Origin of the sequence: Paraburkholderia ferrariae NBRC 106233 (genome assembly GCF_000685035.1) — a bacterium.
GTDB lineage: Bacteria > Pseudomonadota > Gammaproteobacteria > Burkholderiales > Burkholderiaceae > Paraburkholderia > Paraburkholderia ferrariae.
The window spans coordinates 38,347-61,076 of the sequence record NZ_BAYB01000025.1; the positions used below are offsets into that span (position 1 = coordinate 38,347).

19 protein-coding genes are annotated in these 22,730 nt (G+C 66.1%); 13 read left to right on the plus strand and 6 right to left on the minus strand.

Annotated features, from left to right (window positions below; all coding sequences use genetic code 11):
* The first annotated feature begins 44 nt into the window (after window positions 1–44).
* The 3 genes from BFE01S_RS24810 to BFE01S_RS24820 all read left to right on the plus strand — a co-directional run bounded on the left by BFE01S_RS24810 (window position 45) and on the right by BFE01S_RS24820 (window position 2,635).
* Entirely contained in the window at window positions 45–470 is a 426-nt protein-coding gene (locus tag BFE01S_RS24810; protein WP_042338439.1) for a DoxX family protein, read from the plus strand.
* Window positions 471–554: 84 nt separating this feature from the next.
* Window positions 555–2,060: a UbiD family decarboxylase gene (locus BFE01S_RS40025; protein ID WP_042338440.1), complete on the plus strand. Its 1,506-nt coding sequence runs from the start codon at window positions 555–557 to the stop codon at window positions 2,058–2,060.
* Window positions 2,057–2,635, plus strand: a complete 579-nt coding sequence (locus tag BFE01S_RS24820) for a UbiX family flavin prenyltransferase (protein WP_028227831.1) — start codon at window positions 2,057–2,059, stop codon at window positions 2,633–2,635. Before BFE01S_RS40025 ends, BFE01S_RS24820 begins: the two co-directional genes overlap by 4 nt.
* A 44-nt stretch (window positions 2,636–2,679) precedes the next feature.
* Here the strand turns inward: BFE01S_RS24820 and BFE01S_RS40030 are convergent, their stop codons facing one another.
* Window positions 2,680–4,074 (minus strand): MFS transporter, encoded by a 1,395-nt coding sequence (locus BFE01S_RS40030; protein ID WP_084170132.1) that lies wholly within the window; start codon window positions 4,072–4,074, stop codon window positions 2,680–2,682.
* Between the two features lie 98 nt (window positions 4,075–4,172).
* Between BFE01S_RS40030 and BFE01S_RS40035 the strand changes: the two genes are divergently transcribed.
* The 4 genes from BFE01S_RS40035 (at window position 4,173) to BFE01S_RS24845 (ending at window position 8,759) form a co-directional block, all read left to right on the plus strand.
* Window positions 4,173–5,144, plus strand: coding sequence for a LysR family transcriptional regulator (locus BFE01S_RS40035; RefSeq protein ID WP_084170133.1), 972 nt, complete (start codon window positions 4,173–4,175; stop codon window positions 5,142–5,144).
* Window positions 5,145–5,291: 147 nt separating this feature from the next.
* Window positions 5,292–5,903, plus strand: coding sequence for a glutathione transferase GstA (gene gstA / locus BFE01S_RS24835; protein ID WP_028227832.1), 612 nt, complete (start codon window positions 5,292–5,294; stop codon window positions 5,901–5,903).
* A 48-nt stretch (window positions 5,904–5,951) separates the two neighbouring features.
* Complete coding sequence (locus tag BFE01S_RS24840; RefSeq protein WP_028227833.1) at window positions 5,952–6,356, plus strand: GlcG/HbpS family heme-binding protein; 405 nt, start codon at window positions 5,952–5,954, stop codon at window positions 6,354–6,356.
* Window positions 6,357–7,088: 732 nt separating this feature from the next.
* Window positions 7,089–8,759, plus strand: coding sequence for a site-specific integrase (locus BFE01S_RS24845; RefSeq protein ID WP_028227834.1), 1,671 nt, complete (start codon window positions 7,089–7,091; stop codon window positions 8,757–8,759).
* A 344-nt stretch (window positions 8,760–9,103) separates the two neighbouring features.
* Here BFE01S_RS24845 and BFE01S_RS44540 read toward each other — a convergent pair whose 3' ends face one another.
* Window positions 9,104–9,328: a hypothetical protein gene (locus tag BFE01S_RS44540; protein ID WP_156967142.1), complete on the minus strand. Its 225-nt coding sequence runs from the start codon at window positions 9,326–9,328 to the stop codon at window positions 9,104–9,106.
* Between the two features lie 391 nt (window positions 9,329–9,719).
* On the opposite strand from BFE01S_RS44540, the gene BFE01S_RS24855 reads away from it, so the two are divergent.
* The 3 genes from BFE01S_RS24855 (at window position 9,720) to BFE01S_RS42050 (ending at window position 12,487) form a co-directional block, all read left to right on the plus strand.
* Complete coding sequence (locus BFE01S_RS24855; protein WP_028227835.1) at window positions 9,720–10,262, plus strand: cysteine hydrolase family protein; 543 nt, start codon at window positions 9,720–9,722, stop codon at window positions 10,260–10,262.
* 104 nt (window positions 10,263–10,366) lie between these two features.
* Window positions 10,367–11,248 carry a LysR substrate-binding domain-containing protein gene (locus BFE01S_RS24860; protein ID WP_028227836.1) on the plus strand — a complete coding sequence of 294 codons (882 nt, stop codon included), beginning with the start codon at window positions 10,367–10,369 and terminating at the stop codon, window positions 11,246–11,248.
* Window positions 11,249–11,500: 252 nt separating this feature from the next.
* Entirely contained in the window at window positions 11,501–12,487 is a 987-nt protein-coding gene (locus tag BFE01S_RS42050) for a zinc ribbon domain-containing protein (RefSeq protein ID WP_028227837.1), read from the plus strand.
* Window positions 12,488–12,626: 139 nt separating this feature from the next.
* Here the strand turns inward: BFE01S_RS42050 and BFE01S_RS24870 are convergent, their stop codons facing one another.
* A complete protein-coding gene (locus tag BFE01S_RS24870) occupies window positions 12,627–14,072 on the minus strand; it encodes an MFS transporter (protein ID WP_407668244.1) in 1,446 nt (481 codons plus the stop codon).
* 242 nt (window positions 14,073–14,314) lie between these two features.
* On the opposite strand from BFE01S_RS24870, the gene BFE01S_RS24875 reads away from it, so the two are divergent.
* Both BFE01S_RS24875 and BFE01S_RS24880 read left to right on the plus strand, forming a co-directional pair.
* Complete coding sequence (locus BFE01S_RS24875) at window positions 14,315–16,027, plus strand: IlvD/Edd family dehydratase (protein WP_028227839.1); 1,713 nt, start codon at window positions 14,315–14,317, stop codon at window positions 16,025–16,027.
* 226 nt (window positions 16,028–16,253) lie between these two features.
* On the plus strand, window positions 16,254–18,005 hold the full coding sequence (locus tag BFE01S_RS24880) for a methyl-accepting chemotaxis protein (protein ID WP_028227840.1): 1,752 nt from the start codon (window positions 16,254–16,256) through the stop codon (window positions 18,003–18,005).
* Between the two features lie 95 nt (window positions 18,006–18,100).
* Here BFE01S_RS24880 and BFE01S_RS24885 read toward each other — a convergent pair whose 3' ends face one another.
* Window positions 18,101–19,054 (minus strand): response regulator, encoded by a 954-nt coding sequence (locus BFE01S_RS24885; RefSeq protein ID WP_028227841.1) that lies wholly within the window; start codon window positions 19,052–19,054, stop codon window positions 18,101–18,103.
* A gap of 290 nt (window positions 19,055–19,344) precedes the next feature.
* On the opposite strand from BFE01S_RS24885, the gene BFE01S_RS24890 reads away from it, so the two are divergent.
* Window positions 19,345–19,842 (plus strand): acyl-CoA thioesterase, encoded by a 498-nt coding sequence (locus BFE01S_RS24890; protein ID WP_028227842.1) that lies wholly within the window; start codon window positions 19,345–19,347, stop codon window positions 19,840–19,842.
* Between the two features lie 53 nt (window positions 19,843–19,895).
* Here the strand turns inward: BFE01S_RS24890 and BFE01S_RS24895 are convergent, their stop codons facing one another.
* Together BFE01S_RS24895 and BFE01S_RS24900 are read right to left on the minus strand one after the other, a co-directional pair.
* The gene (locus BFE01S_RS24895; protein WP_028227843.1) at window positions 19,896–21,356 is read right to left on the minus strand and encodes a sensor histidine kinase; all 1,461 of its coding nucleotides are present in this window, start codon (window positions 21,354–21,356) and stop codon (window positions 19,896–19,898) included.
* Between the two features lie 304 nt (window positions 21,357–21,660).
* Window positions 21,661–22,680, minus strand: a complete 1,020-nt coding sequence (locus BFE01S_RS24900; RefSeq protein ID WP_028227844.1) for a GlxA family transcriptional regulator — start codon at window positions 22,678–22,680, stop codon at window positions 21,661–21,663.
* Between the last annotated feature and the right edge of the window lie 50 nt (window positions 22,681–22,730).

Below are 22,730 nucleotides of genomic sequence, written 5' to 3' on the forward strand. Positions count from 1 at the left end.
CGGACTGCCGGACCGGCGCTTTACCCAAGCACTGGAGCACAACAATGACAACGCTTCGCTACCGCTTCCTGGAGAACCAGCGCGACGCAATGATTCTGCTCGCGAGGATCATGATCCTCGTGATCTACCTCTATTTCGGCTGGACGTACCTGACCGATCACGCCACGGTGCTCGACTACCTGCGCTCGGTTCATGCACCGGTGCCCGAATTCACGGCGATCGTCGCGACCGTCATCGAATTCTTCGGTGGCCTCGTGCTGCTGTTCGGTTTCTGGACGCGCCCGCTCGCTGCGCTGTTCGCCGTCTACACGATCGGCACGGGCATCATCGGCCACGCGTTCTGGAATTCGACGAATCCGACCGAGCATCACGCCCTCTTCGTCCACTTCTTCAAGAACATCAGCATCTCGGCCGGCTTCCTGTTCCTGTGCGCGCTCGGGCCGGGCAAATACTCGATCGACGGCAAGTAAGGCCAACCGCCTTGCCGGGCACGAAAGGACGAGGTGAAAGCATCGTCCTTTCGTCCATCTTTCCCAAAGAATACGGAGTCCCGCATGACTGACAACACCGGACCGGTCGCCGATCTGCGCGACTGGTTGGCCCGCGTCGAGCGCATCGGCGAGTTGCAACGGATCGACGCCGCCGTCGACGCGCGCGAGGAAATGAGCGCGATCACCTATCTGCTCGCGAAGACCGAAACCTCGCCCGCCGTGCTGTTCGACAGCGACGCGAAGCACTACGGCTTTCGCCATCTCTGGAACCTGTTCGGACCCAGCGTCGCGCGCACCGCGATCACGCTCGAGGAAGACCCGGCCACGCCCACGCTGGAACTGATCCGCCGCACCAAGGACAAGCTGCGCGTCGCGATCGACCCGCGCGAAGGGCCGGCCGCCGAGGCGCCGCTCTACCAGAACAGCCTGTACGGCGCCGACATCGACCTCTCGACGCTGCCGATCCCGCAGCATTGGCCGCGCGACGGCGGCCGCTACGCTGGCACCGCCGACGCCGTCATCACGCGCGATCTCGAATCGGGCTACCTGAACGTCGGCACCTACCGGATGATGATTCAGGGGCCGCGCCAGGTCGGCCTTTCGCTGGCGCCGGGCAAGGACGCGCTGCGCCATATCCACCAGGCCTGGGCACGAGGTGAGGCGCTGCCGGTCGCGGCGGCCTGGGGCGTCGATCCGCTGCTGATGGTGGCGGGCTCGCAATCGCTGCCGCCGGGCGTATCGGAATATGGCTTTGCGGGCGGCATCAAGGGTCGCGCCATCGACGTGGTTCGCGCGACGCAATCCGACCTGCTGGTGCCGGCCGCGGCCGAGATCGTCATGGAAGGGCTGATCCATCCCGGCGCGACGAAGGAGGAAGGTCCGTTCGGCGAATTCACGGGCTACTACGGCACCAAGGACATCGACTGCCCGCTGATTGAGGTGACGGCGCTGCATTTCCGCCACCGGCCGATCCTGACCAACGCACTGATGGCCGACTACCCGTCGAACGAACAGAGCGCGTTCTTCTCGACCATCCGCTCCGCGAAGATCTGGGCCGATCTCGACAAGCTCGGCATTCAGGGTATCAAGGGCGTATATGCGCATCCGGCTGCGGCCGGCGCGTTCGCCCTGGTCGTCATCAGTCTCGAACAACGTTACGCGGGCCACGCCGCACAGGCGCTCTCGCTCGCGGCTCAGGTTCCTGGCGGCGCCTACGTCACGAAATGGATCATCGCCGTAGACGACGACGTCGATCCGACCGACATGGATCAGGTGCTGTGGGCGATGGGCACGCGCACCAATCCGGCCGACGACATCGACATCCTGCGCAACACACGCGGCTCGCCGCTCGACCCCTCGCAGAACCCGCCCGAGAAGCGGCTGTACGGCTCCAAGGCGCTCGTCAACGCCTGCAAGGACTACCGTCACCTCAAGAGCTTCCCGCGCCGCACGCTGCTGCGCGAATCAGTCTACCAGCAGGTTGCCGAACGCTGGCGCGAACTCGGGCTGCCAGGCGAGCCGGCCCGTGTCGAGCGCTTCGACGCGGTGGATGGCGAGGGTGACGCATGAGCGCGCCCGCACCCGTGCGGCGCGTGGTCGTCGGCATCACCGGTGCGAGCGGCATCCTGTATGGGATCCGCACGCTCGAATGCCTGCGGCGCCTCGAGATCGAGACGCACCTCGTCATGACGCGCGCCGCGCACGTCACGCTGACCCACGAACTGCCGCGGACGGCCGAGCAGGTCAAGGATCTCGCAAGCGTCCACTACGCCTCGACCGATATCGGCGCGGCCATCGCCAGCGGTTCGTTCCGCACCATGGGGATGATGGTCGCGCCGTGCTCGATCAAGAGCCTGTCCGAGATCGCCACGGGCGTGACCGGCGGCCTGCTGCCGCGTGCCGCCGACGTCACGCTCAAGGAGCGGCGCCCGCTGGTGCTGATGGTGCGCGAGACACCGCTGCATCTCGGCCATCTGCGTTCGATGACGCAGGTGACCGAGATGGGTGCGATCGTTATGCCACCGGTGCCGGCGTTCTACTCGAAACCGGAGTCGATCGACGACATCGTCGACCACAGCGTCGGTCGCATGCTCGACCTGCTCGGGCTCGACAGCGGCAGTGTGCGGCGCTGGGGATCGTGGTGAGGCCCGCGCCGCGCACGGCGATCCCGCCTTCTTCGAGCGGCCCGTCAGGCCTCGACGGAGGCCACGGCGCGCGCAGGGCGATAAAGGCACGCGAAGCTCAGCGCGGCCGCGCCGCAGAACGCGGCCGCGATGACCAGCAGCGCGAGTCGCGCATCGCCGCGGCCGTTGTTCATCTGCGCGCCGAGGCATGCGATGCCGAGCACACCGCCGCTCTGCCGCGCGGCATTGACCACGCCCGCGGCGATGCCGGCTCGCTGCGACGGGACCTCTGCGAGCGCCGAGGCGACGATCAGCGGCAGCGTCGCCCCGCCCGTGCCGAGCAGCAAGGCAGCCAGTACGAACGGTCCCTGCGCCACGCCGAACAGGCACGAAACGAGCGCGCCGACGGCGCCGGCCAGCATGCCGAGCGCCATCACGCGGCGCGCGCCGAACGCCTCGGCCAGGCGCCCCAAAAGGGTGGTGGCCACGCCGGTGGTGATCGTCATCGGCGCGAGCCGCAGGCCCACCGCCAGCGGCTCGCCGCCATGGACCTGCAAGGCAATGGGCAGCACGAACAGCATGCCGAAATAGGCAAAGGTCTGCAGGAACGCGACGCCGACCGACGCCGCGAAGGCCGGCGATGCGAACAGTTCCGGCGGCAGCATCGGCTCGGCGACGTGCCGCTCGAAGGCGACCAGCGCGCACGCGGCCGCCATGCCCACGGCCACTGCCGTGACGATCGCCGGTGCGCGCCAGCCGAGCACGGGCGCCTCGATCAGCGCGAACGTGAGGGCGGCGAGCGCCACCGCCGACAGGGCCACGCCACACGGATCGAAGGCGCGCGCATGCTCGACGCGCCGCTCGCCGCAACGCAGCGCGGCGCCGATCGCGACCAGGCAGAACGGCGCGTTCAGATAGAAGATCGCGCGCCAGTTGGTCAGCTCGCAGAGCAGGCCGCCGACGACCGGGCCGGCCACCAGGCCGACCGCCGAGATGCCGCCCCACAGCGCGATCGCGCGGGCGCGCCGAGTTGGGTCGGGATAGGCGGCGGCGAGCAGCGCCATAGAACTCGGCAGCATGATCGCCGCGCCCAGGCCCTGCGCCGCGCGCGCCGCAATCAGCGCGCCGATGCCGGGCGCGCCGCCGCAGGCGATCGACGCGCCCATGAAGACGACCAAGCCGGCCACGAAGGTGCTGCGCGCACCGAGCCGGTCGCTGGCCGAGCCGGTCGCGAGCAACAGGCTCGCGAACACCAGCGTGTAGGCACCTGCGATCCACTGCAGCCGGTCGATGCCGACCGCGAACGCGTGCCCGATGCCCGGCAGCGCTACGTTCAGCGCCGTCACGTCGAGCGCGGTCATCAGCGAGCCGAGCGCAACAGCGATGAGCGCGGCGCGCGCCACGGCAGGCGAGGCAGAGGCGGGAACGGAGGACGGATCGCGGGAAAGGCCTGGTGTCATGGCGGCGGGCTCGATGGACGAATCACCACCTTACCCGCCGACCTGCCGCCGGGGAAAATTACTTGTTCAATATTCAACCATAAGTCGGACTACTGATCATGATGAACTTGATGCATTGGCGTTTGCTGGTGGCCGTGGCCGATGCCGGCTGTGTCTCGAAGGCCGCCTCGCAGGTCGGCATCACGCAATCGGGCGCGAGCCAGGCCATCAGCCAGTTGGAGGACATGCTCGGCGTGAAGGTGCTGTTGCGCGATCGACGCCGCACCACTGTGACAGCGATCGGTAAACAGGTGATCGCGCACGCGCGGTGCATGCTGATGGAGTGGGAATCGATCAAGACGCTGGTCGATGCTTCGCGCGGCCTGCATGCGGGACGCATCAAGCTCGCGACGTTCCCGTCGGTCTTCACGAGCTTGCTGCCAAGCTTCCTGCAATCATTCGGGCAGCAGTATCCCGGTATCAACGTCGTCACGCTCGACGGCACCGACGAGGAAATCGAGGCCTGGCTCGCCGACGGCACGGTGGACGTAGGCGTGGTGATGAACCCCGGCGCTGAGCGCAAGGCGTTCGTGCTCGGCCGTGATGTGTGGGTGGTGGTAGCGCCGGCCAGCCATCCGCTCGCGCGGCGCTCGAGCGGGATCGGTGTCGCGCTTGAGGAACTGGCGGACGAGCCGTACGTGCTCGCCACCGGCGGCTGCCGCTTGAACAGCCGGCGGCTGTTCGAGGAAGCGGGCCACGCGCTGTCCGATCTGCGCATCTCGGTGCGCGACTGGCCGACCGCGTTCGAACTGATCCGCGAAGGCATGGGCCTGTCGCTCGTGCCGGAATCGATGCTGCCGGTTGGGCGCCAGGGGCTGCGTGTGCTGAATCTCGCCACGCCGATATATCGCGAGTTTGGGCTGGTCTGCTCCGAGGCCGGCCGGCTCTCGCCTGCCATGCACGCGTTCTTCGATCAATTGCGACGCACACGCAGCGTGGCGCGGCTCGCTGCGCACCGTCATGCGTCGCCGGAACCGCGCCGGGCAGCGGCCAGCCTGTGGCAAGAGAGGGGCATGTCGCCGGGGGCATAAGGATCGCTAATGCTGCTCCGGTCGAATGCTAACTTTACGTGCCGCTTCCGCAGGCCCTAGGATCGTCTCATCCGATGGTCGCGCCGCGATGCGCAGCTCACTCCGCCGTGGCCGGGCCGCCTCAACTTCATCGAAGGATCCAAGCTCATGAAACTCTACTTCGCTCCCCATGCGTGCTCGCTGTCCCCGCACATCGTCCTGCGCGAACTCGGCCTGCCGTTCGAACTGGTTCGCGTCAACAACAAGACCAAGCAGACCTCCGAGGGCCGCAGCTTCCTCGAAGTCAACCCGAAGGGTTACGTCGCTGCGCTCGTACTTGACAACGGCGAGGTGCTGACCGAAGGCCCGGCGATCCTTCAGTACCTGGCTGACCTGAAGCCGGAAGCGAAACTCGCGCCTGCGAACGGTACCTGGGAACGCGTGCGGCTCCAGGAAACGCTGAACTTCGTCACCTCGGAAATCCACGCCGGCTGCAGCCCCCTCTTTAGCAGCGATATTCCCGAGAACGTGAAGGACATTATTAAGGAGAAGTTCCATAAGCGCCTGGACAATCTCGACGCCACACTCACGTGCAAAGACTACCTGCTCGGCGAGTTCGGCGTGGCCGACGCTTACCTGTACACGGTGCTATCCTGGCTGCCGCACTTCTCGATCGACATCAAGCGCTGGAAGGCGCTCGCACGCTTTATGGATCGGATCGGCGCACGCGTCACAGTCAGGGCTGCACTCGCCGCCGAGGAGGCCACGCCCTTTGTGTAAAGCGTGCAGTCGACTGCGCACCAATTCCCCGACAACAGAACAATAGCCATGAGAACCAAGACCATACTGACCAACGACGACGTGAAGAAAATCGCCGCCGCCGCCGAGCGGCACGCATTGGACCGCAACTGGCCAGTAACGATAGTAATCTTCGACGATAGTGGCCATCTGTTGCACCTGAACCGTCTCGATGGCGCCACGCTCAGTTCGATCGAGATGGCGCTCGCGAAGGGCCGCACGGCCGCGCTGGGTCGTCGCGAGAGCAAGTTTTACGAGGATCTTGTCAAGCAGGGGCGCGTAGCCTTCCTCAGCGCGCCGATGACGGGCTTCCTCGAAGGCGGCGTTCCCATCGTCGTGGCAGGCGAGGTGGTCGGTTCCGTCAGCGTATCGGGCGTGAAGTCGGAAGAAGACGCCGAAATTGCGCGTGCCGGAATCGCCGCGTTGGAACTCTGAGAGACTCGCTGAAGCGGGTGCGGGTGCACACCCGTGGTGGGCCTTATTGTTAGCCCTTTGCTTTGTCGCCTTCCTTGCGACGGTCGCGAGGAAGCAATTGTGTAGCCAGCGGTGCTGACCTCGCCGACGGGCTAGAGCTATCGAATGAAAGACAAGCAGAAAAGCGGGTCACTTCGCACCGGACGAACGCGAAAGCGGCCGCCCCCACCAATCCCAGGTCGTTCAGATTTACTTCGGGCGACTCGCCCCGCGGAGAGGAGAATCCAGCCGGTGCTCGCGCCTTCCCGTTGAAAGATCATCTGGAGTATGACCTTTTGCCAAAAAGGGCTCATCCAACTGAAGGCAGGCTGTGTTGGGCTGTCCAATACAGATGCCGATATGGCCAAGCAAACCGCTTTATCGCCTTTCGACACATCGTACAGGTCTACTAGGGCAGTGGCATCGTTCTCCGCGCCCAACGCGCTATAAGCTCCAGCCGCCGTCGCTAGGGATTGATATCGTCGTCGACTTCCCTGAAGCGGCTGCTTTGAATTGAAAAGCTGACCTCGGGGCCACCGATCCCCGATTGGCCGCTTCGGTCTACGCGGGCACCTGCAGGTGCCCGAGATCAGCAAGTGAAGCGGGATAGCCATCGTTCGGCCTGCGAGGAAGCTTGGCACGATGACCGGACGCGCACTAGACTGATAACTTTTCTTATCGGTTTATTAACAAATCTGGACTAAACTCGCAGTCATAAAAACACGCGAGACCGAAACCGCCGGTTTTCCCGACGACGCCGAACTGGCCGCGCTGCGAGCCTGGTACGCCGGACTCGACGCCCGCACGGCTGTCGCACGCTATCTGGGCGATCGCAAGGCGCCGGGGATGTCTGCGCGCAGCATGCCCGGATGCATCCGGCGCGTACTGGGCGCATTTGCGACGAGTCGTCACCGGGCCGACCTGGCTGAAACATTCAATGACCGATTGGCCGCGTCAGCTGATACCGTCGCACATACGATCGAGACGTTGCGCCGTCTGCCGGCACCGGAGCCGTACATCGCCGACGACATCGACCAGTGGCTGCAGCCGCGGGTGGTGGTAGCCCTGCAGGCGCATGGAATCAGGACCCTGGCCGACCTGACTGTGCGGATTCCGCGCCGGAGACGGTGGTGGACAGCGATCGTCGGACTCGGCACGGCAGGCGCACGCCGTGTCGAAGCATTCTTTGCGGCCCATCCCGCACTGACCGAGCGTGCCCGCGCGCTGGTTGCGGCAGCCCCTTCCCGGCCGGTCGTGCCGTGGGAACAACTGCGCCTGCCGCACGAGGTCGACGGATCGCACGGACAGTTTCGCGCACCACAGCACGTCTGTTTGCTCAAGGCGTCGAACGACTACGAGGCGGTGCAGTCCTGGCTGTCCTTGCACGAGTCTACAGCGACCCGGCGCGCCTACCGGAAGGAGGCGGAACGCCTGATCCTGTGGGCAATCGTCGAGCGGGGTTGCGCGTTGTCATCGCTGACCACTGACGACGCTATCGCCTACCGGGCATTCCTGCGACGGCCGACGCCAAGGGACCGCTGGATCGGGCCGTCGCGGCCGCGGCAAAACATGGAATGGCGACCGTTCAGCGGGCCATTATCGTCGAGCTCCGCCGCTTACGCACTCACTGTACTTGCGGCCCTGTTCCGCTGGCTGGTCGAACAGCGCTACGTCCTCGCGAACCCGTTCGCTGGCGTCAAGGTGCGAGGAAGCGCGAAGGCGAGCCTCGACGTCACCCGCGGCTTTACTGAAGGCGAATGGCTGCTGCTCCGCACGATCGCTGATGGCCTCGAATGGTCCTACAGCTGGAGCTGGGCGGCCGCCCAGCGGCTTCGATTCCTGCTGGATTTCGGATACGCGACCGGCCTGCGCGCAAGCGAATTGACAGGCGCAACGCTCGGCGACATCCACATTGACGAGCACGGTGATCACTGGCTGCACCTCGTCGGCAAGGGTGGCAAGACGGGCAAGGTCGCGTTCCCGACGCTCGCGCGTATGGCACTCGATCAGTATCTGGTGCAACGCCGGCTGCCGGCCACGCGCGAACGGTGGGATCCGGCAACGGTGATCGTGGCCAGCCTCGCAGAAGATGGTACGGGCATCGAAACCACGCGACTCGGACGCGTGCTGCGACGCTTCTTCGCACTGGTCGCCGACACGATCAGGGATGAGCGGCCTGCGATGGCGGACAAGCTGCGGCGCGCGAGCCCCCATTGGCTGCGCCACACGCACGCTTCACTCGCGCTCGCGCGCGGAACCGAACTGATCATGGTGCGCGACAACCTGAGGCACGCGTCGATCTCGACGACGTCAATTTACCTGCATGGCGACGAGGTCAAACGGGCGAGGCAGTTCGATCAGGCGTTCGGTATGCACAAGCCCTAGCGACGACGGCGTTCACTTGGCCATCGATCTGGGCACGCGGAAATGCACCATCTTTACTTCGCAAATCTCGCAACCAGTTGATTTTTAGCTGAAATAATTCTTCAGGATTGCGCAAATCCACCTGAATTCAGCGAAGTTTCGACTTTACTTCGCGAAACGCAACATCTTTACTTCGGCGGACGGATGGTGCTGCAGCGTTTCGCGCTGGAAGTGCCGACGGGGGCCGCACCGCCGCGGCCGGTGTTGAATGTCACGTTGCGGCCGGACCGGGCGGTGCGATTGGGGCTGAGGAGAGTATAGGAAGCCGCACGGGCGCCGCAGCTCGGAGCCGGGCTACGGCGCTTTCAGGTGTCGTTCGTTTTGCCGCGAGAATTGGAACGGGTTATCCGGGCTCTCGAAGCGAAGACGGATCGTGTTGTTCGTCGGCGTAAAACTCCCGCGCTCATACGTGAAGTACGAGACAAGCAGCCGAAATAGTTTTGCAGCGTTTCTGCGACGCGGTCGCCGTTGCTCAGGCGCGATCCGGCGGTGGCGAAGAAGCAGGTCCGTGCCGTTTGCTTGTCGTTCATTCTGAATCCCTAGCCCGAGAAATACCGAGAAATACGAAAGTCCTTCCGTGTGCCGCACCAGCTTCGGCAATTTATTTAGCCTTCCTGATTGATATATCGCGAGAGAGCCGCCAGCCTCGTCCGACTCCGACATGCCAAAAATCAATACCCGATGCATCGCAGCCGCGTTCCCGGTTTACGTTGACATCCGGCAGAACGCCCCGCACCATAGCCCCATGACCTTCGCCCTCGCCACGTTCACGACCACCACCACGACCGCCTCGGGCGGGTCGTGAGGGAGCGTACGCGAGCAGGAATCACCGGCAAGTCGCCGTATCCCCCAAGGCCCCGCCCGCAACGGACGGGGCCTTGTCGTTTCTCCGTCCCGCGCGGGCTCAACTGGAGAAACGCCATGCATGAACCCCACCGGCCGCGCCGCGCGCTGCTCATCATCGACATCCAGCAAGGCATGTTCGCCGGGCCCGAGCGCCCGCACGACAACACTCGCGTGCTGGCCAATATCAATGCGCTCGTGCGCAAGGCACGCGAAGCGCACGCGCCGGTATACGCCGCGCGCCATACCGGCCCCGCTGGCTCGCCACTCGCCCCGGGCAGCGCGCTCTCGCAACTGCTGCCCGAACTGCTCGTCGATGAACAGCGCGACGGCGTATTCGACAAAACGCGCCCCAACTGCTTCCACGCCACCCCGCTCGCCGGGTGGCTGGCCGAGGCCGATATCGGCGAACTCGTGATCGCGGGCATGAAGACGCAGTACTGCGTGGACAGCACCTGCCGCGCGGCCGCCGATCTGGGCCTGCGCCCGGTGCTGATCGCCGACGCGCATACCTGCATGGACACGCCCGCGCTCGGTGCCGCGGCGATCGTCGCGCATCACAACGCCACGCTCGCCGGCCCGTTCGTGCGCCTTTCCAGCACGGCGGATTACGCGTTTTGACTGCGGCAAGGGCAGGCGGAAACCACAACTGTCACACGATGCGGATAGATTGAGGTTTCCGTTCGATTCCCCTTCGCTGCACGATTTTTCCGCTGGATGCCGCCATGACCCTCACCCAGATCCGCAGCTTCATCGCGGTTGCCCAGCACGGCGGCTTCACGGCCGCCGCGCGGGCGCTCTCGACGAGCCAGACCACGATCACCTCGCAGATCCAGGCGCTCGAACACGAGCATGGGGTCGAGCTCTTTCATCGCCGCGGCCGGCGGGTGGAGCTTTCGGCGGTCGGGCTGGAGTTTTTGCCGCTCGCGCGCCGCATCAGCGGCGACGAGAGCGACGCCATTTCGCTCCTGCACGACAGCGGCCGGCTTCAGCGCGGCACGCTGAAGATCGGGGCTGTCGGGCCGTTTCACGTCACGGAAATGATCGAGGCCTGGCACGCGCTCCATCCGCGCATGCATCTGTCGCTCACCCTCGGCAATTCCGAGGAGGTACTGCGCGATCTCGAGCAGTACACGTGCGACGTGGGCGTGGTCGCGCGTGCGTTCGAAGACGAGCGCTACGACACGCAGCCCTACGCCACGTTCCCGGTGATCGCGTTCGTCAGCACGGCGCACCGTTACGCGGGACGCGCGTCGGTCACGTTGAAGGAACTGGCGGACGAAGCGCTGCTCATGCGCGAGCCGGGCTCGACCACACGCCGCGCGCTCGAAGAATCGCTGCACGACGCGGGGCTCGCCGCCCGCGTGGCGATGGAGATCGGCAGCCGCGAGGCGCTGCGCGAAGCCGTTGCGCGCGGCCTGGGCGTGGGCACCGTCTCGCAGGCCGAATATGTGCCCGATGAACGCCTGTGTCCGCTCGCCATCGAGGGCAACCCCGTCGTCACCCATATCCACGTGTGCTGCCTGCGCGAGCGGCGCGAGAGCCGTCTCGTGGCCTCGTTCTTTGCGGCGGTGGAGCGCTGCCGCCCCATCGGGCGTCCCGGTTGAACGCCGGGATTCATCAGGCCATTCGCGCGCCGGAGCGCCAAAAGAGCCGCCATTCTGGCGGAATCCGCCGATTGATCTTCACGGCGTTGTAGCCCATATTCAAAGCTACACATCCGTCCACCGCCCATCGATCCGCGTTATCCGGCACGCCGTTGCCCTGCTGCGTGCCCCGTGGCGCTCCATCGTCCCCCGCTGCTACGCCCCCGGGCGCGGCAGCAGGTCATTTGATGCTATCGAAGCCGTAGCTCTCCCATGTTCAACGAATCTGGCCGCGGCGGCGCGGGCTCGCTGCAATGCCTCTATTGCGGCGCGAAGCTCAATGCTCCGCTGATATTTTGCCCTCAATGCGGGGCCAACCAGATTGCCGGCTCGCCCCGCATGGCGCCGGCGGGCGACGCCATGGCGCACGCAGCGCCGCACGGCCTCGCGCATCGTCTGCGCGGGTATTGGCACGCGCTGCCGATCCATTTCGGCGGCGCACGCCCCACCATGACCGGCGGATACGCGAGGCCCGAAGCCGGCTTGCGCGTCGAGCGCGAGGAATACGAAGACAGCGGACTGGTCCATTCGCGCCTGCCTTATTACGCGTGCAGCGCGCTGGTGGTGATCGCGCTCGCGCTGGCCGCCTATGTGATTTCGCATCGCGACGACAAAGAGCCAACGCCCGGCCTGCAGGTGGTGGAAGGTACGGTGCTCGAACCGCAGGCCGGCTCGGCGGCGCAAACGCTGCGCTCGCCCGCGTCCCATCATGCGGCGCCCGTCGCCGTTGCCGTGCCGCCGCATCGCGCTCAGCCGCCCGTGCCTGGGGCGACGGCGCAGGCGGATATCACCAGGAGTCTCGCCGACGACCACGCGCCCGCCGACAAGAACGCCGAACCCCCGATGCGCGGCGACGTCGCCCGCAACCTCGCCACCGCCCGCACGAGCCTCGACAAGAACAGTCTCTGGCCGGCCCGGCGCGCTATCGCCACGGCGCTCGCGGAACAGCCCGACAACAGCCAGGCCCAGCAGATGCGCACCGAACTCGTCTCCCGCGAACAGGAGCGCGACGCCCTGCTGGGCTACGCGCGGCTCTGCGAGCGCGAGGCCAAATGGGTCTGCGTGTGGCAGAACGCCGGACACGCCGTGACCCTCGATACGTCGAGCCGCGAAGCGAAGCGCTTGCTCGCGCGCGCCATCGCCGAACAAGGTGCGGGCACGGCACGGCAGGTCGATCCGCCGCCCGGCGCCGACGATTGAGTTTCGCCCACCCTTCCCCCTCCGCACCCGGTCTACGCAAAAAACCCCGCGCCGATGTCACTCCAGACAAGCTGCGGCACCTGCGTTAGCACGCATCGCATCGCGCCTGCCACCGCATGTCAGCGCATGTCACCCTACCTCAGCGCACCGCCGCAGCCGGCTCGGCCCAGGTTTCGGTAGCGCCGTGCGTGCTGCCGTCCTCCAGCGAAACGTTGCGCGTCTCGCGGCCCTGCCACCACCAGAGCGCCGCCGCGAGCGGGCCCGGCAGCGCCAGCACGAGCAGCACGACAAGCGCCGAAGAAGGCGTGCCCGACGAAGCGAACACGCTCGTGAGCATGAGCGGCGCGACCATCGCGCCCACGCGCCCGATCGCGACAGAAACACCCAGCCCGGTAGCGCGAATGCGCGTGGGCAGCACTTCGGAAGAAACTACGTAGCCCGAAATATATGCCCACGTCACGCCGTACTGGATCAGGCAGTAGCCAAGCACCATGCCGGCCAGCGTATGCATCGCGTAGATCACGCCAATCGCGAGCGTCGTGAACGTATAGCTCACGAACAGCGATGCACGGCGCCCCCACGCCTCGACGAGCAGTGCCGCCGTCAGGCCGCCAGCCAGCGCCGCGGCGTTGCCGTAGATGTAGTAGATCGGCATATCGGCGGCGCTGACCTTCATGTACGGCAGGATCACGAGCGCCATCAGCGAGAGCACGCCATAGACGATGGCCGCCTGCGAGAAGTTCAGCGCGCTCGCCAGCGCGCAGCGCATGCGGTACTTGCCGAGGAGCGTGCCCACGTTGCGCCAGAAAGTGGGATGCTGCACCACGAACGCAACGGGCGCATAGCGCTTCGCGACGGCCGCACGCACCTCGGCGGATGCTCCGGTGCGCGAGGACGCGGCGGCAATGTGCTCGACCACGGCTTCGGCATCGGCCACGCGGCCCTGCTGCAGCAGCCAGCGCGGCGATTCCGGAATCACGCGGCGAATCCAGAAAAACAGCAGCGCCATGGTCGTGCCGAAACCGAAGCCGACGCGCCAGGAGACATCGGCTGGCAAGTTATTGAGGACAACCCATGAAACGGCTGCCGAGAGCAGCGCGCCCACCGGAAAGCCAGAAAGGATCAGCGAATCGGTCCGGCCGCGATGCTTTTTGGGAATGAATTCGCCCATCGTCGCGGTGACGGCCGAGTATTCTCCGCCCACCGCAAGCGCGGTCATGGCGCGAAAGAACAGGAACGATTCGTAGTTCCAGGCGAACACGGTAGCGACACTGAACGCCGCGTACCAGAGCAGCGTGGCGAGAAAGAGGCGCTTGCGGCCGAAGCGGTCGGAAAGGTAGCCGAACGCAATCGCGCCGACGAGCATGCCGAACACCCAGATGCTCACGGCAAGCGACCCTTGCGAGGAGGACAGATGCCACTGTGCCTTGAGCGCGCCGAACACGCTGCCGATGATGTTCGTCTCGAACGAGTCGAGCGCCCAGCCCACGCCGAGCGCCACGGTCATCAGCGTGTGAAAGCGCGTCCACGGCATGTTGTCGAGCCGCGTGAGCGCGTCCGTCTGTGTCGCATGAGAAGTCACGATGGGGTTCCTTGATGACAACCGGCCCGGCCCGAAAGAGGCGAGGCACGGTTCGTCAGCATAGGGACGCCACATGACGGCCATATGATCGAAAGGGTCGTTGAAATTCGATGAGTCGAACGGATTTTTCGTTAGACTGGGCTGTAACGTGCGATGCGCGGCCGCTCCACGGCGAGGGACAGAACACACGCGCGCGAAGCGGCCGATAATGGAGCGCACAGCGCCCAAAGAGAGGAGACGACGACATGCGCAAGCTACGCTCGCAAAGCTGGTTCGGCCGCGACGACAAGGACGGTTTCATCCACCGCTCCTGGATGAAGAACCAGGGCATCCCGCACGACCAGTTCGACGGCCGGCCGGTCATCGGCATCTGCAATACCTGGTCGGAACTCACGCCCTGCAACGCCCATTTCCGCGAACTGGCCGACTATGTGAAGCGCGGCGTGCGCGAAGCCGGCGGCCTGCCGCTCGAATTTCCGGTGATGTCGCTCGGCGAAACCAACCTGCGCCCCACCGCCATGCTGTTTCGCAACCTCGCCTCGATGGACGTGGAGGAGTCGATCCGCGGCAACCCCATCGACGGCGTCATTCTGCTGGTGGGCTGCGACAAGACCACCCCCGCGCTGCTGATGGGCGCGGCCTCGTGCAACCTGCCCGCGCTCGCCGTCTCGGGCGGCCCGATGCTCAACGGGCGCTTTCGCGGCCGCGACATCGGCTCGGGCACGGGCGTCTGGCAAATGTCCGAGGAAGTGCGCGCCGGGACCATGAGCCAGGCCGAGTTCGTGGAGGCCGAGTCGTGCATGAACCGCTCGCGCGGCCACTGCATGACGATGGGCACGGCTTCCACCATGGCCTCGATGGTCGAGGCGCTCGGCATGGGCCTGCCGCACAACGCGGCCATTCCGGCTGTCGATGCGCGCCGCCAGGTGCTGGCGCATCTTGCGGGGCGGCGCATTGTCGACATGGTGCGCGACGACCTCACCATGACGAAGATCCTCACGCGCGAAGCCTTCGAGAATGCCATCCGCACCAACGCCGCCATCGGCGGCTCGACCAATGCCGTCGTGCACCTGATCGCGCTCGCGCGCCGCATCGGCGTGCCGCTCGCGCTGGACGACTGGGAACTGGGCTCGAACGTGCCCTGCCTCGTGAACCTCCAGCCCTCCGGGCAGTACCTCATGGAGGACTTCTACTATGCAGGCGGCCTGCCCGCGGTGCTGCGGCAACTGGGCGAAGAGGGCCTGCTCCATCGCAACGCGCTCACCGTCAACGGCAAGACGATCTGGGAGAACGTGCAGGATGCGCAGAACTACAACAGCGAGGTCATCACCGCGTTTGCGCAACCCTTCAAGCCGAAGGCCGGCATCGCCGTGCTCAAGGGCAATCTCGCGCCCAACGGGGCCGTCATCAAGCCGTCGGCCGCCACGCCCGCGCTGCTGAAACATCGCGGGCGCGCGGTGGTGTTCGAAAACGTGGAAGAACTGCACGAGAAGATCGACGACGAATCGCTCGACATCGACGAAAACTGCGTCATGGTGCTCAAGGGTGCGGGGCCCAAGGGCTATCCGGGCTTCGCCGAGGTCGGCAACATGCCGCTGCCGAAGAAGGTGCTGCAAAAGGGCATCACCGACATGGTGCGCATTTCGGACGGCCGCATGAGCGGCACGGCGTATGGCGCGGTGGTGCTGCACGTCTCGCCCGAGGCGGCGGCAGGCGGCCCGCTCGCGCTCGTGCAGACCGGCGACATGATCGAGCTCGACGTGGACGCCCGGCGCCTGCACCTCGACGTCTCCGACGAGGAGCTCGCGCGCCGCAAGGCCGGCTGGAAGGCGCCCGACCTGCCCGAGCGCGGCTACTACCGGCTCTACGTGAAGCACGTCCTGCAGGCGGACGAAGGCGCCGACCTCGATTTCCTCGTGGGCGCGAGCGGCGCGCCCGTGCCGCGCGAATCGCACTGACGCGTGGCGACGACCGGCGGCGCCCCGCCGCCGGGCGCTGTCGCACCGCTTCCACCCCCGGTTCAGCCCCCCGTTTAGCCTGCGGTTGCCCGCATTTGCCCGCATTTGCCAATCGTTTGCGCGAAAGGCTTCAGATTGCCCGGTAAACGTCCGATAAGCAGGTTGGGAAGGTCTCTCCCCCTGCGGGAGCGGCCTTTTGGGTAGCAGAGACCGGGAATTCAGAAAAGTGAAGCGTATATCGTTGAATGGAAAGGCATGGAGCATCGTCGCCCTGCTGTGGGTTTCGCTCGTCGTGATGGTCGTCGCCAATGCCATCATGACGCGCCAGGGCATGCTGGCGGACCGCAAGGACATGCTCGCGCAGCAAACCGAGACCGCCATGGGCCTCGTTGCGTACTATCAGAAAGCGGCGGCGTCGGGCCAGATGCCGGCCGACGACGCAAAGCGCCAGGCCATCGCCGCCCTGCGCAGCATGCGCTACGGTGACGACCAGAGCGGCTACTTCGGCATCTACGACTCGCAGGCCATGGCCCTGCTGGTGCCGCCGAAGCCCGACATGGAAGGCAAGAGCCAGGCCGACCTCGTCGATCCGCAGGGCACTCACGTGGCTGTGGAGATCGTCAAGAGCTCGTCGCCGGGCGGCGATCATTACAGCCACTACGTGTGGCCCAAGCCCGGCCACAGCTCGCCGGTGGGCAAGATCAGCTACGCCGACTTCGTCCCCGCCTGGGACTGGCACGTCTTCACCGGCGTCTATGTGGACGACATCGACGACGCCTTCTACGCCGCGCTCGTGCGCAACCTCGTGCTGGTCGCCCTGATCGGCGCGGCGGTCACGCTCGGCATGCTCTGGCTGATCCGCAGCATCCGCGCGAGCCTCGGCGGCGAACCCGAATATGCGGCCGAAATCTGCTCGCGCATCGCCTCGGGCGACCTGAACGCGCAACTGCAGATCGCAAGCGGCGACGAGCGCAGCCTCCTGCACGCGATGAGCCAGATGCAGCGCCAACTGGTGGAAACGGTGAGCCGCATCCAGACCTCGGCCGAATCGATCACCACCGGAGCCAACGAGATCGCGACGGGCAACCTCGACCTCTCCTCGCGCACCGAAGAGCAGGCCGCCTCGCTCGAAGAAACGGCCGCGAGCATGGAAGAACTCACGGCCACGGTCAAGCACAACACCGATAACGCGCGCCAGGGCAACACCCTCGCCTCGAACGCCGCAGAAGTCGCGGCACGCGGCGGCGCGGTCGTGCGCCGCGTGGTGGCGACCATGCACGAAATCTCCAGCACCTCCGAGCGCGTGGAGCAGATCATCGGCGTGATCGACGGCATTGCGTTCCAGACCAATATTCTTGCGCTCAACGCCGCCGTGGAAGCGGCGCGCGCGGGCGACCAGGGGCGCGGCTTCGCCGTGGTCGCCGCCGAAGTGCGCAGCCTCGCGCAACGCAGCGCGAGCGCCGCGAAGGAGATCAAGGAACTGATCGGGCAGTCGGTCTCGCAGGTGGTGGAAGGCTCGAAGCTCGTGGACGAAGCCGGCGCGACGATCGACGAGGTAGTGCAGTCCGCGAAGCGCGTGGCGGACCTGATGGGCGAAATCTCTGCCGCGTCCGAAGAGCAGCACTCGGGCATTGAGCAGGTCAACAAGGCCGTCTCGCAGATGGACGAGATGACCCAGCAGAATGCGGCGCTCGTGGAAGAGGCGTCGGCAGCGGCACAAGCCATGGCCACGCAGTCGCAGAGCCTGCGCGAAGTGGTGTCGGTGTTCCGGATCGGCGCGAGCGGCCTGGCGGGCGCTTCGGGTAGCTCAGCCACCTCGGCTACGTTCGCCTCGGCCTCCCGCCAGTCGAAGCCCGTGCGCCCCGCCGTGCCGCGCGAGCCCGTGCTCAAGCAACGCGCCGGCGCCGCTGCGGCCACGCCGTCACGCGAGACCGCAACAGCCGGTGCCGACGAAAGCCGCGACTGGGAAACGTTCTAAGCCGTTTGAGGTTTGAATCGCGCAGGCCCTTCGGGGCTTGCGAAGGCTTGTTAAGGTAAGGACTGTCGAGGCCCGCCGATGTCGATCGCGGCCGGCTAATGCCTGCCGCGCCACGCGGCAAACGTCAGCACCCCGGGCTCGGGCTGCACCCCGTCGAGGCGGGTCCAGCTCCAGTGCGTATCCTCGAGGCCCGGCACCGGCGCCGGCGTTGCCATGCGCACGTCGGCCAGGTCCGGGCGATACGCTTCGTACGGCCAGAACACCGGCATCGCCTGGCGCGCCCGCATCGCACGCAGCAACTCGGCCGGCCCGCCTTCGTCGTCGAGCACGTCGCATTGCGCGTCCCAGTCGCGGCTGTCCCATGCGAGAAAGACGCCACGCCGGCCATGCGCATCGAACGTGAGAACCGCGTTCTGCTCGGGCCGCCAGTAGTACTCCACAATCCGCTCGCGCGCCGCGACCTCTTCGAGCACGTCGCGCACGTGCTGGTTGGCGTAGATCGAGCCGACGCCATGCACGCCAATGTAGCCGTGGCCCGCGCAATACTTTTGCTGCGCCTCGGCCAGCACGCGCGCGAGCTTGCGCGCCATGGCGGGGTCGGTCTTCTTCAGGTAGTAGTCGATCAGACCGGCGTTGAAAGCTTCCACCGCGTGCGATTCGTCGGCCGTGCCGGTGAGCAGGATTTTCGAGCAGCGCAGATCCGACACCGAAGCGAGAAACTGGATGCCGTCCATGCCCGGCATTTCGCAGTCCACCACGAGCGCGGCGATATCGGTAAAGCGCGCGGGGTCGGCCATCACGTCGTCGCCCAGCGCATTGCCGCCCTTCTTCTCGAACTCCGACCACGCATGGCCCGACACCGGGCTCTTCGCCGCATGCCGTCCCGCATGCGAGGACACAAAGGCGAGCGCTTCGTGGGGGTCGGTATAGAAGCGATGCAGGGGCGCATCGGGAAAGAAACCGCGCAATGCGTGCAGAAAGTCGGCGCTATCGTCGACGAACACCACGGACACGGGGTAAAGCACCGGCTGTCTGACTATCGAACTCATGATTGCCTCGGTGAATGCGAGCCGGGCCGCGGCGTTCGAGGCGCGCAGGCGCAGCGGAAAGCGTCCTGATTATGCGGCGATATCGCGTTGCAGGGCAACCGGCGAACCTGGAGTGTGGCGTCGAATCCGCCGCCCCGGCGGCGCCGGCGCGAGCCGCGCGCACGCGCGGCACAAAGCCTGTGTGGGCTACGCGGTTTTGGCAACGCGAGAAGAACGCCAGAATGGGCGCATGTCATTTTCAAACATGACATGCGCGACTGCCGCACGCAGTCACACTCAGGAGTTAAACAATGTACGCACGCGAAGCCATTCCGACCGTTCTGACCCGTGGTACGGCGCACCTCTCGGACCAGATCCTGGACGCAACGCCCAGCAAGACGTTTCATCACGTGATCGACATCTATCTCAAGGACTCCAATGCCTTCATGAACACCTATTTCGCGCGGTACTTCGAATGGCAGGGCATTTGCCGCGAACGCTGGTTCCACGAATGCATTCACAACAACCTGCTGGCCGCAGGCGGCATTTTCGTGACCAAGCGCGCTCACCAGGAGTACGTTCAGGAGACGTTCCCGTTCCAGCGCGTCGATTGCTACCTGAACACCTTCCAGGTGCGGCAGTGCTCCGCTTATCTGGTGTTCCGCTTCTGCGTGGATGGGCGGCCGGTGTCGCTCGGCTACCAGCAGATTCTCTTTGCGGGCACCGACAAGCGTATTCGCCGCTTCCCGCCGGGGATCATCGAGAAGGTCAAGGAGTATGAGCTGATCCTGCCCGCAGGCACGAACTAAGCCGCGCGCCTTGCGCTGATTCGCGAATGCATCGACGAAGCAGCCGCGATGCATCAACCCGCGTAGTCCTGCCCCGCCGCCCAGCGGCGGGGCCGCCCCGGCATATCGTGCAGCGCGCGGTCTGCCGGGGACCCCGGCTCAGGCAGGCGCATCGTGAAGGTGGTCTGCACGCCCGGCACCGACTCGCAGGCAATCGTGCCGCCCAGCGCCTCCGCCACGCGGCGGCAGAATGCGAGGCCCATGCCGACCCCGCGGCCATGCGTCTTGGTCGAGAAGAACGGATCGAAGATGCGCGGCATGACCTCCGCGGGAATGCCCGGCCCCGTGTCGCGAAAGGTCAGCACGCAAAAGCCGTTGTCGCGATGCGCGCCGACCTCCACGCGGCCCTTGCCCCCATCGGCATGGATGGCGAAGAGCGAGTTCTTGAGCAGATTGAACAGCACGAACACCACGAGCGAATCCGAACCCGAGAAGCGCAGCGAGATATCGACCGGCTGCACGCTTACCATCTCGCGCTCGCCCGGGCGGAACGGAAAACGTTCGAGCGCCGCGTTGATGCACGAACGCATGGGGCAAATTTCGAAGCTGCGCCGGTCGAGCCGGTCGAGCGTGAACGAGGCCAGCGACATCTCGACCACCGTGCTCGTGCTGTCCACCTGGCGGCGGATCGAGGTGGCGAGCGACGAGAGCCGCTCGGACTGCCCGGGATACAGACCATCGACGCAAAGCTGATGCTGCACGGCCAGCTGATAACCGCGCATGAGCTCGGGCAGCACGCTGCCGATCTCCTCGGCATGCATGCCGATGGCCGCAAGCGGCGTGGCCACTTCGTGGGCCACCGTGGCGGCGAGCAGATACGGCCGCATGAGGCCGTAGCGCACGATCGTCACGGCCAGTATGCCGAGGCTCACGGCAATGAAGACCGCGCCCGCGGGATAGAAGCCCACGCCGTAGTTCACGGCATAGTCGCTCGCGGCAATGCCGTAGAGGCACAGGCTCAGGAGACAGAGATCGAGCAGCTTGCGGCGATCGCGCGCGTGGGTTTGCCGGTGCGCCGCGACCAGCAGCCAGCCGCTGCGCAGCGCGAGCACCACGGTTTGCACGACATGCAGCGGATGCAGCAGGCCCGCGCGCGGGTACTTGCCGAAGAAGAACGTGCCATAGCCGTCCACCACCCAGTTGCTGAACACGAGCAGCACCGCCAGCACCGCGCTCAGGCCATACGAAGCCAGCAGCAGCGGCTTTTCGCCCCGCCGCGCGGTGACTTCGGTCACGAAGTGATAGTAGGTGGTGGGCAGAAACAGAATGAAGAGATAGCCCAGCTTGACGAGCATGCCCGAGAGTTCGGGGTCCGAAGTCTGGAACAGGAATGCCCACGTCCCCTGCCAGATGAACGTGGTCACGCACATCAGCGCAAAGGGCACCGAAAGGCGCGTCACGCCTTCGGTGAGCAGCACGTACACGCCGAATCCGAGAAACTGCGCGGAAACGAACGCGGGCAAGATGGAATACATAAGTTTGTCGCGTGGATTGTTGTTTTTGCAGACTGCACAAACGCGATGCATGCGGCACCGGGGTGCCAAAGCGCTCGGGCCATGCCGTTCGACGTCGATGTCTTCGAACGGCCGGCGCGGCACCGTTGCCGGCTTCCCCGTGGAGCCGGACGAACGATGCCCCGTTGCGGATCAGCCATCCATTCAGCATCAACCGCTCGTAGCGGGCGAACCCATTGATCAGATTATCGCCGGGATTGTGTCCGCAAGGTGAACCGGCGCCACAAACGATGCGCGGCGAATCGCTTTTCGACACAAGCCGCGCTTAATGCTCGCCTGCGTTGCGTTCTGCATCGCTCGACGGGCCCGCAAAACGCCGCCGGTACTCGGCCGGCGTCACGCCCACATGCTTGATGAATGCGCGGCGCAGCGTATCCGCATTCGCGAATCCGCAGCGCGCCGCCACCCGCTTGGGCGCCTCGCCCGACATTTCGATGATTGCACGCGCTGCGTTCACGCGCACGGTTTCGACCCAGGCCGCCGGCGTCACGCCCACCTCGGTCTGAAAGAGCCGCGCAAAATGGCGCGGGCTCAGCCCCACCCGCGCGGCGAGATCGGGCACGCGATGCGGCGCTTCGGGATGCGCCGCCACCCAGCGCTGCACCTCCTGCAGCGCCGATCGTCCCGCGGGTTGCGCCGCGCCGCTGCGGCTGAATTGCAACTGGCCGCCGGGCCGCTTGAAGAACATCACGAGCTGGCTTGCCACGCGCATCGCGATCTCGCGCCCCAGGTCCTCCTCCACCAGCGCGAGCGCCAGATCCAGCCCAGCCGTCACGCCCGCCGCCGTGCGCAGCTTGCCGTCGCGCACGTAGAGCGAGTCCGGCTCGACGACCACGCCGGGGCATGCCTCGCCCAGCCGCTCTGCGGCGGCCCAGTGCGTCGTGACGCGGCGCTTGTTCAGCAGGCCGCTCGCGGCCAGCACGAATGCCCCGGTACAGACCGATCCGAAGCGACGGCTGCGCGAAGCCGTCGTGCGCACCCACTCGTGCACGCGCGCGGGAAGCTGGACCGTGGCGGCATCGGGCGCGCCCGCCACGAGCAGCGTGTCGATGCGTCCGGGGCCCGCGTGCGCGGCATGGGTTGCATCGCCCTGGCCGGCCACCGCGTCGGGCAACAACCGCACGCCCGACGAACTGCGGATGGGGCCGGCACGGCACGCCACCACGCGCAGGTCGTAGACAGTCCGGCCGGCCTCGGCATTCGCCTGCGCGAACACGTCGAGCGGCCCGCTCACGTCCAGCAACTGGACGCCCGGCAACGCGAGGATTGCAACGATTCTGGCCATATTTCTCTCGATTTTCGCGCACGTCCGGATCGCACGCGAAATGGCAGGAT

What these genes read in the sequence shown, in the direction of transcription:
- BFE01S_RS24810 (WP_042338439.1), top strand. Translation starts at nt 45, where the DNA reads ATGACAACGCTTCGCTACCGCTTCCTGGAGAACCAGCGCGACGCAATG.
- BFE01S_RS40025 (WP_042338440.1), top strand. Translation starts at nt 555, where the DNA reads ATGACTGACAACACCGGACCGGTCGCCGATCTGCGCGACTGGTTGGCC.
- BFE01S_RS24820 (WP_028227831.1), top strand. Translation starts at nt 2,057, where the DNA reads ATGAGCGCGCCCGCACCCGTGCGGCGCGTGGTCGTCGGCATCACCGGT.
- BFE01S_RS40030 (WP_084170132.1), bottom strand. Translation starts at nt 4,074, where the DNA reads ATGACACCAGGCCTTTCCCGCGATCCGTCCTCCGTTCCCGCCTCTGCC.
- BFE01S_RS40035 (WP_084170133.1), top strand. Translation starts at nt 4,173, where the DNA reads ATGATGAACTTGATGCATTGGCGTTTGCTGGTGGCCGTGGCCGATGCC.
- gstA (WP_028227832.1), top strand. Translation starts at nt 5,292, where the DNA reads ATGAAACTCTACTTCGCTCCCCATGCGTGCTCGCTGTCCCCGCACATC.
- BFE01S_RS24840 (WP_028227833.1), top strand. Translation starts at nt 5,952, where the DNA reads ATGAGAACCAAGACCATACTGACCAACGACGACGTGAAGAAAATCGCC.
- BFE01S_RS44540 (WP_156967142.1), bottom strand. Translation starts at nt 9,328, where the DNA reads ATGAACGACAAGCAAACGGCACGGACCTGCTTCTTCGCCACCGCCGGA.
- BFE01S_RS24855 (WP_028227835.1), top strand. Translation starts at nt 9,720, where the DNA reads ATGCATGAACCCCACCGGCCGCGCCGCGCGCTGCTCATCATCGACATC.
- BFE01S_RS24860 (WP_028227836.1), top strand. Translation starts at nt 10,367, where the DNA reads ATGACCCTCACCCAGATCCGCAGCTTCATCGCGGTTGCCCAGCACGGC.
- BFE01S_RS42050 (WP_028227837.1), top strand. Translation starts at nt 11,501, where the DNA reads ATGTTCAACGAATCTGGCCGCGGCGGCGCGGGCTCGCTGCAATGCCTC.
- BFE01S_RS24875 (WP_028227839.1), top strand. Translation starts at nt 14,315, where the DNA reads ATGCGCAAGCTACGCTCGCAAAGCTGGTTCGGCCGCGACGACAAGGAC.
- BFE01S_RS24885 (WP_028227841.1), bottom strand. Translation starts at nt 19,054, where the DNA reads ATGAGTTCGATAGTCAGACAGCCGGTGCTTTACCCCGTGTCCGTGGTG.
- BFE01S_RS24890 (WP_028227842.1), top strand. Translation starts at nt 19,345, where the DNA reads ATGTACGCACGCGAAGCCATTCCGACCGTTCTGACCCGTGGTACGGCG.
- BFE01S_RS24895 (WP_028227843.1), bottom strand. Translation starts at nt 21,356, where the DNA reads ATGTATTCCATCTTGCCCGCGTTCGTTTCCGCGCAGTTTCTCGGATTC.
- BFE01S_RS24900 (WP_028227844.1), bottom strand. Translation starts at nt 22,680, where the DNA reads ATGGCCAGAATCGTTGCAATCCTCGCGTTGCCGGGCGTCCAGTTGCTG.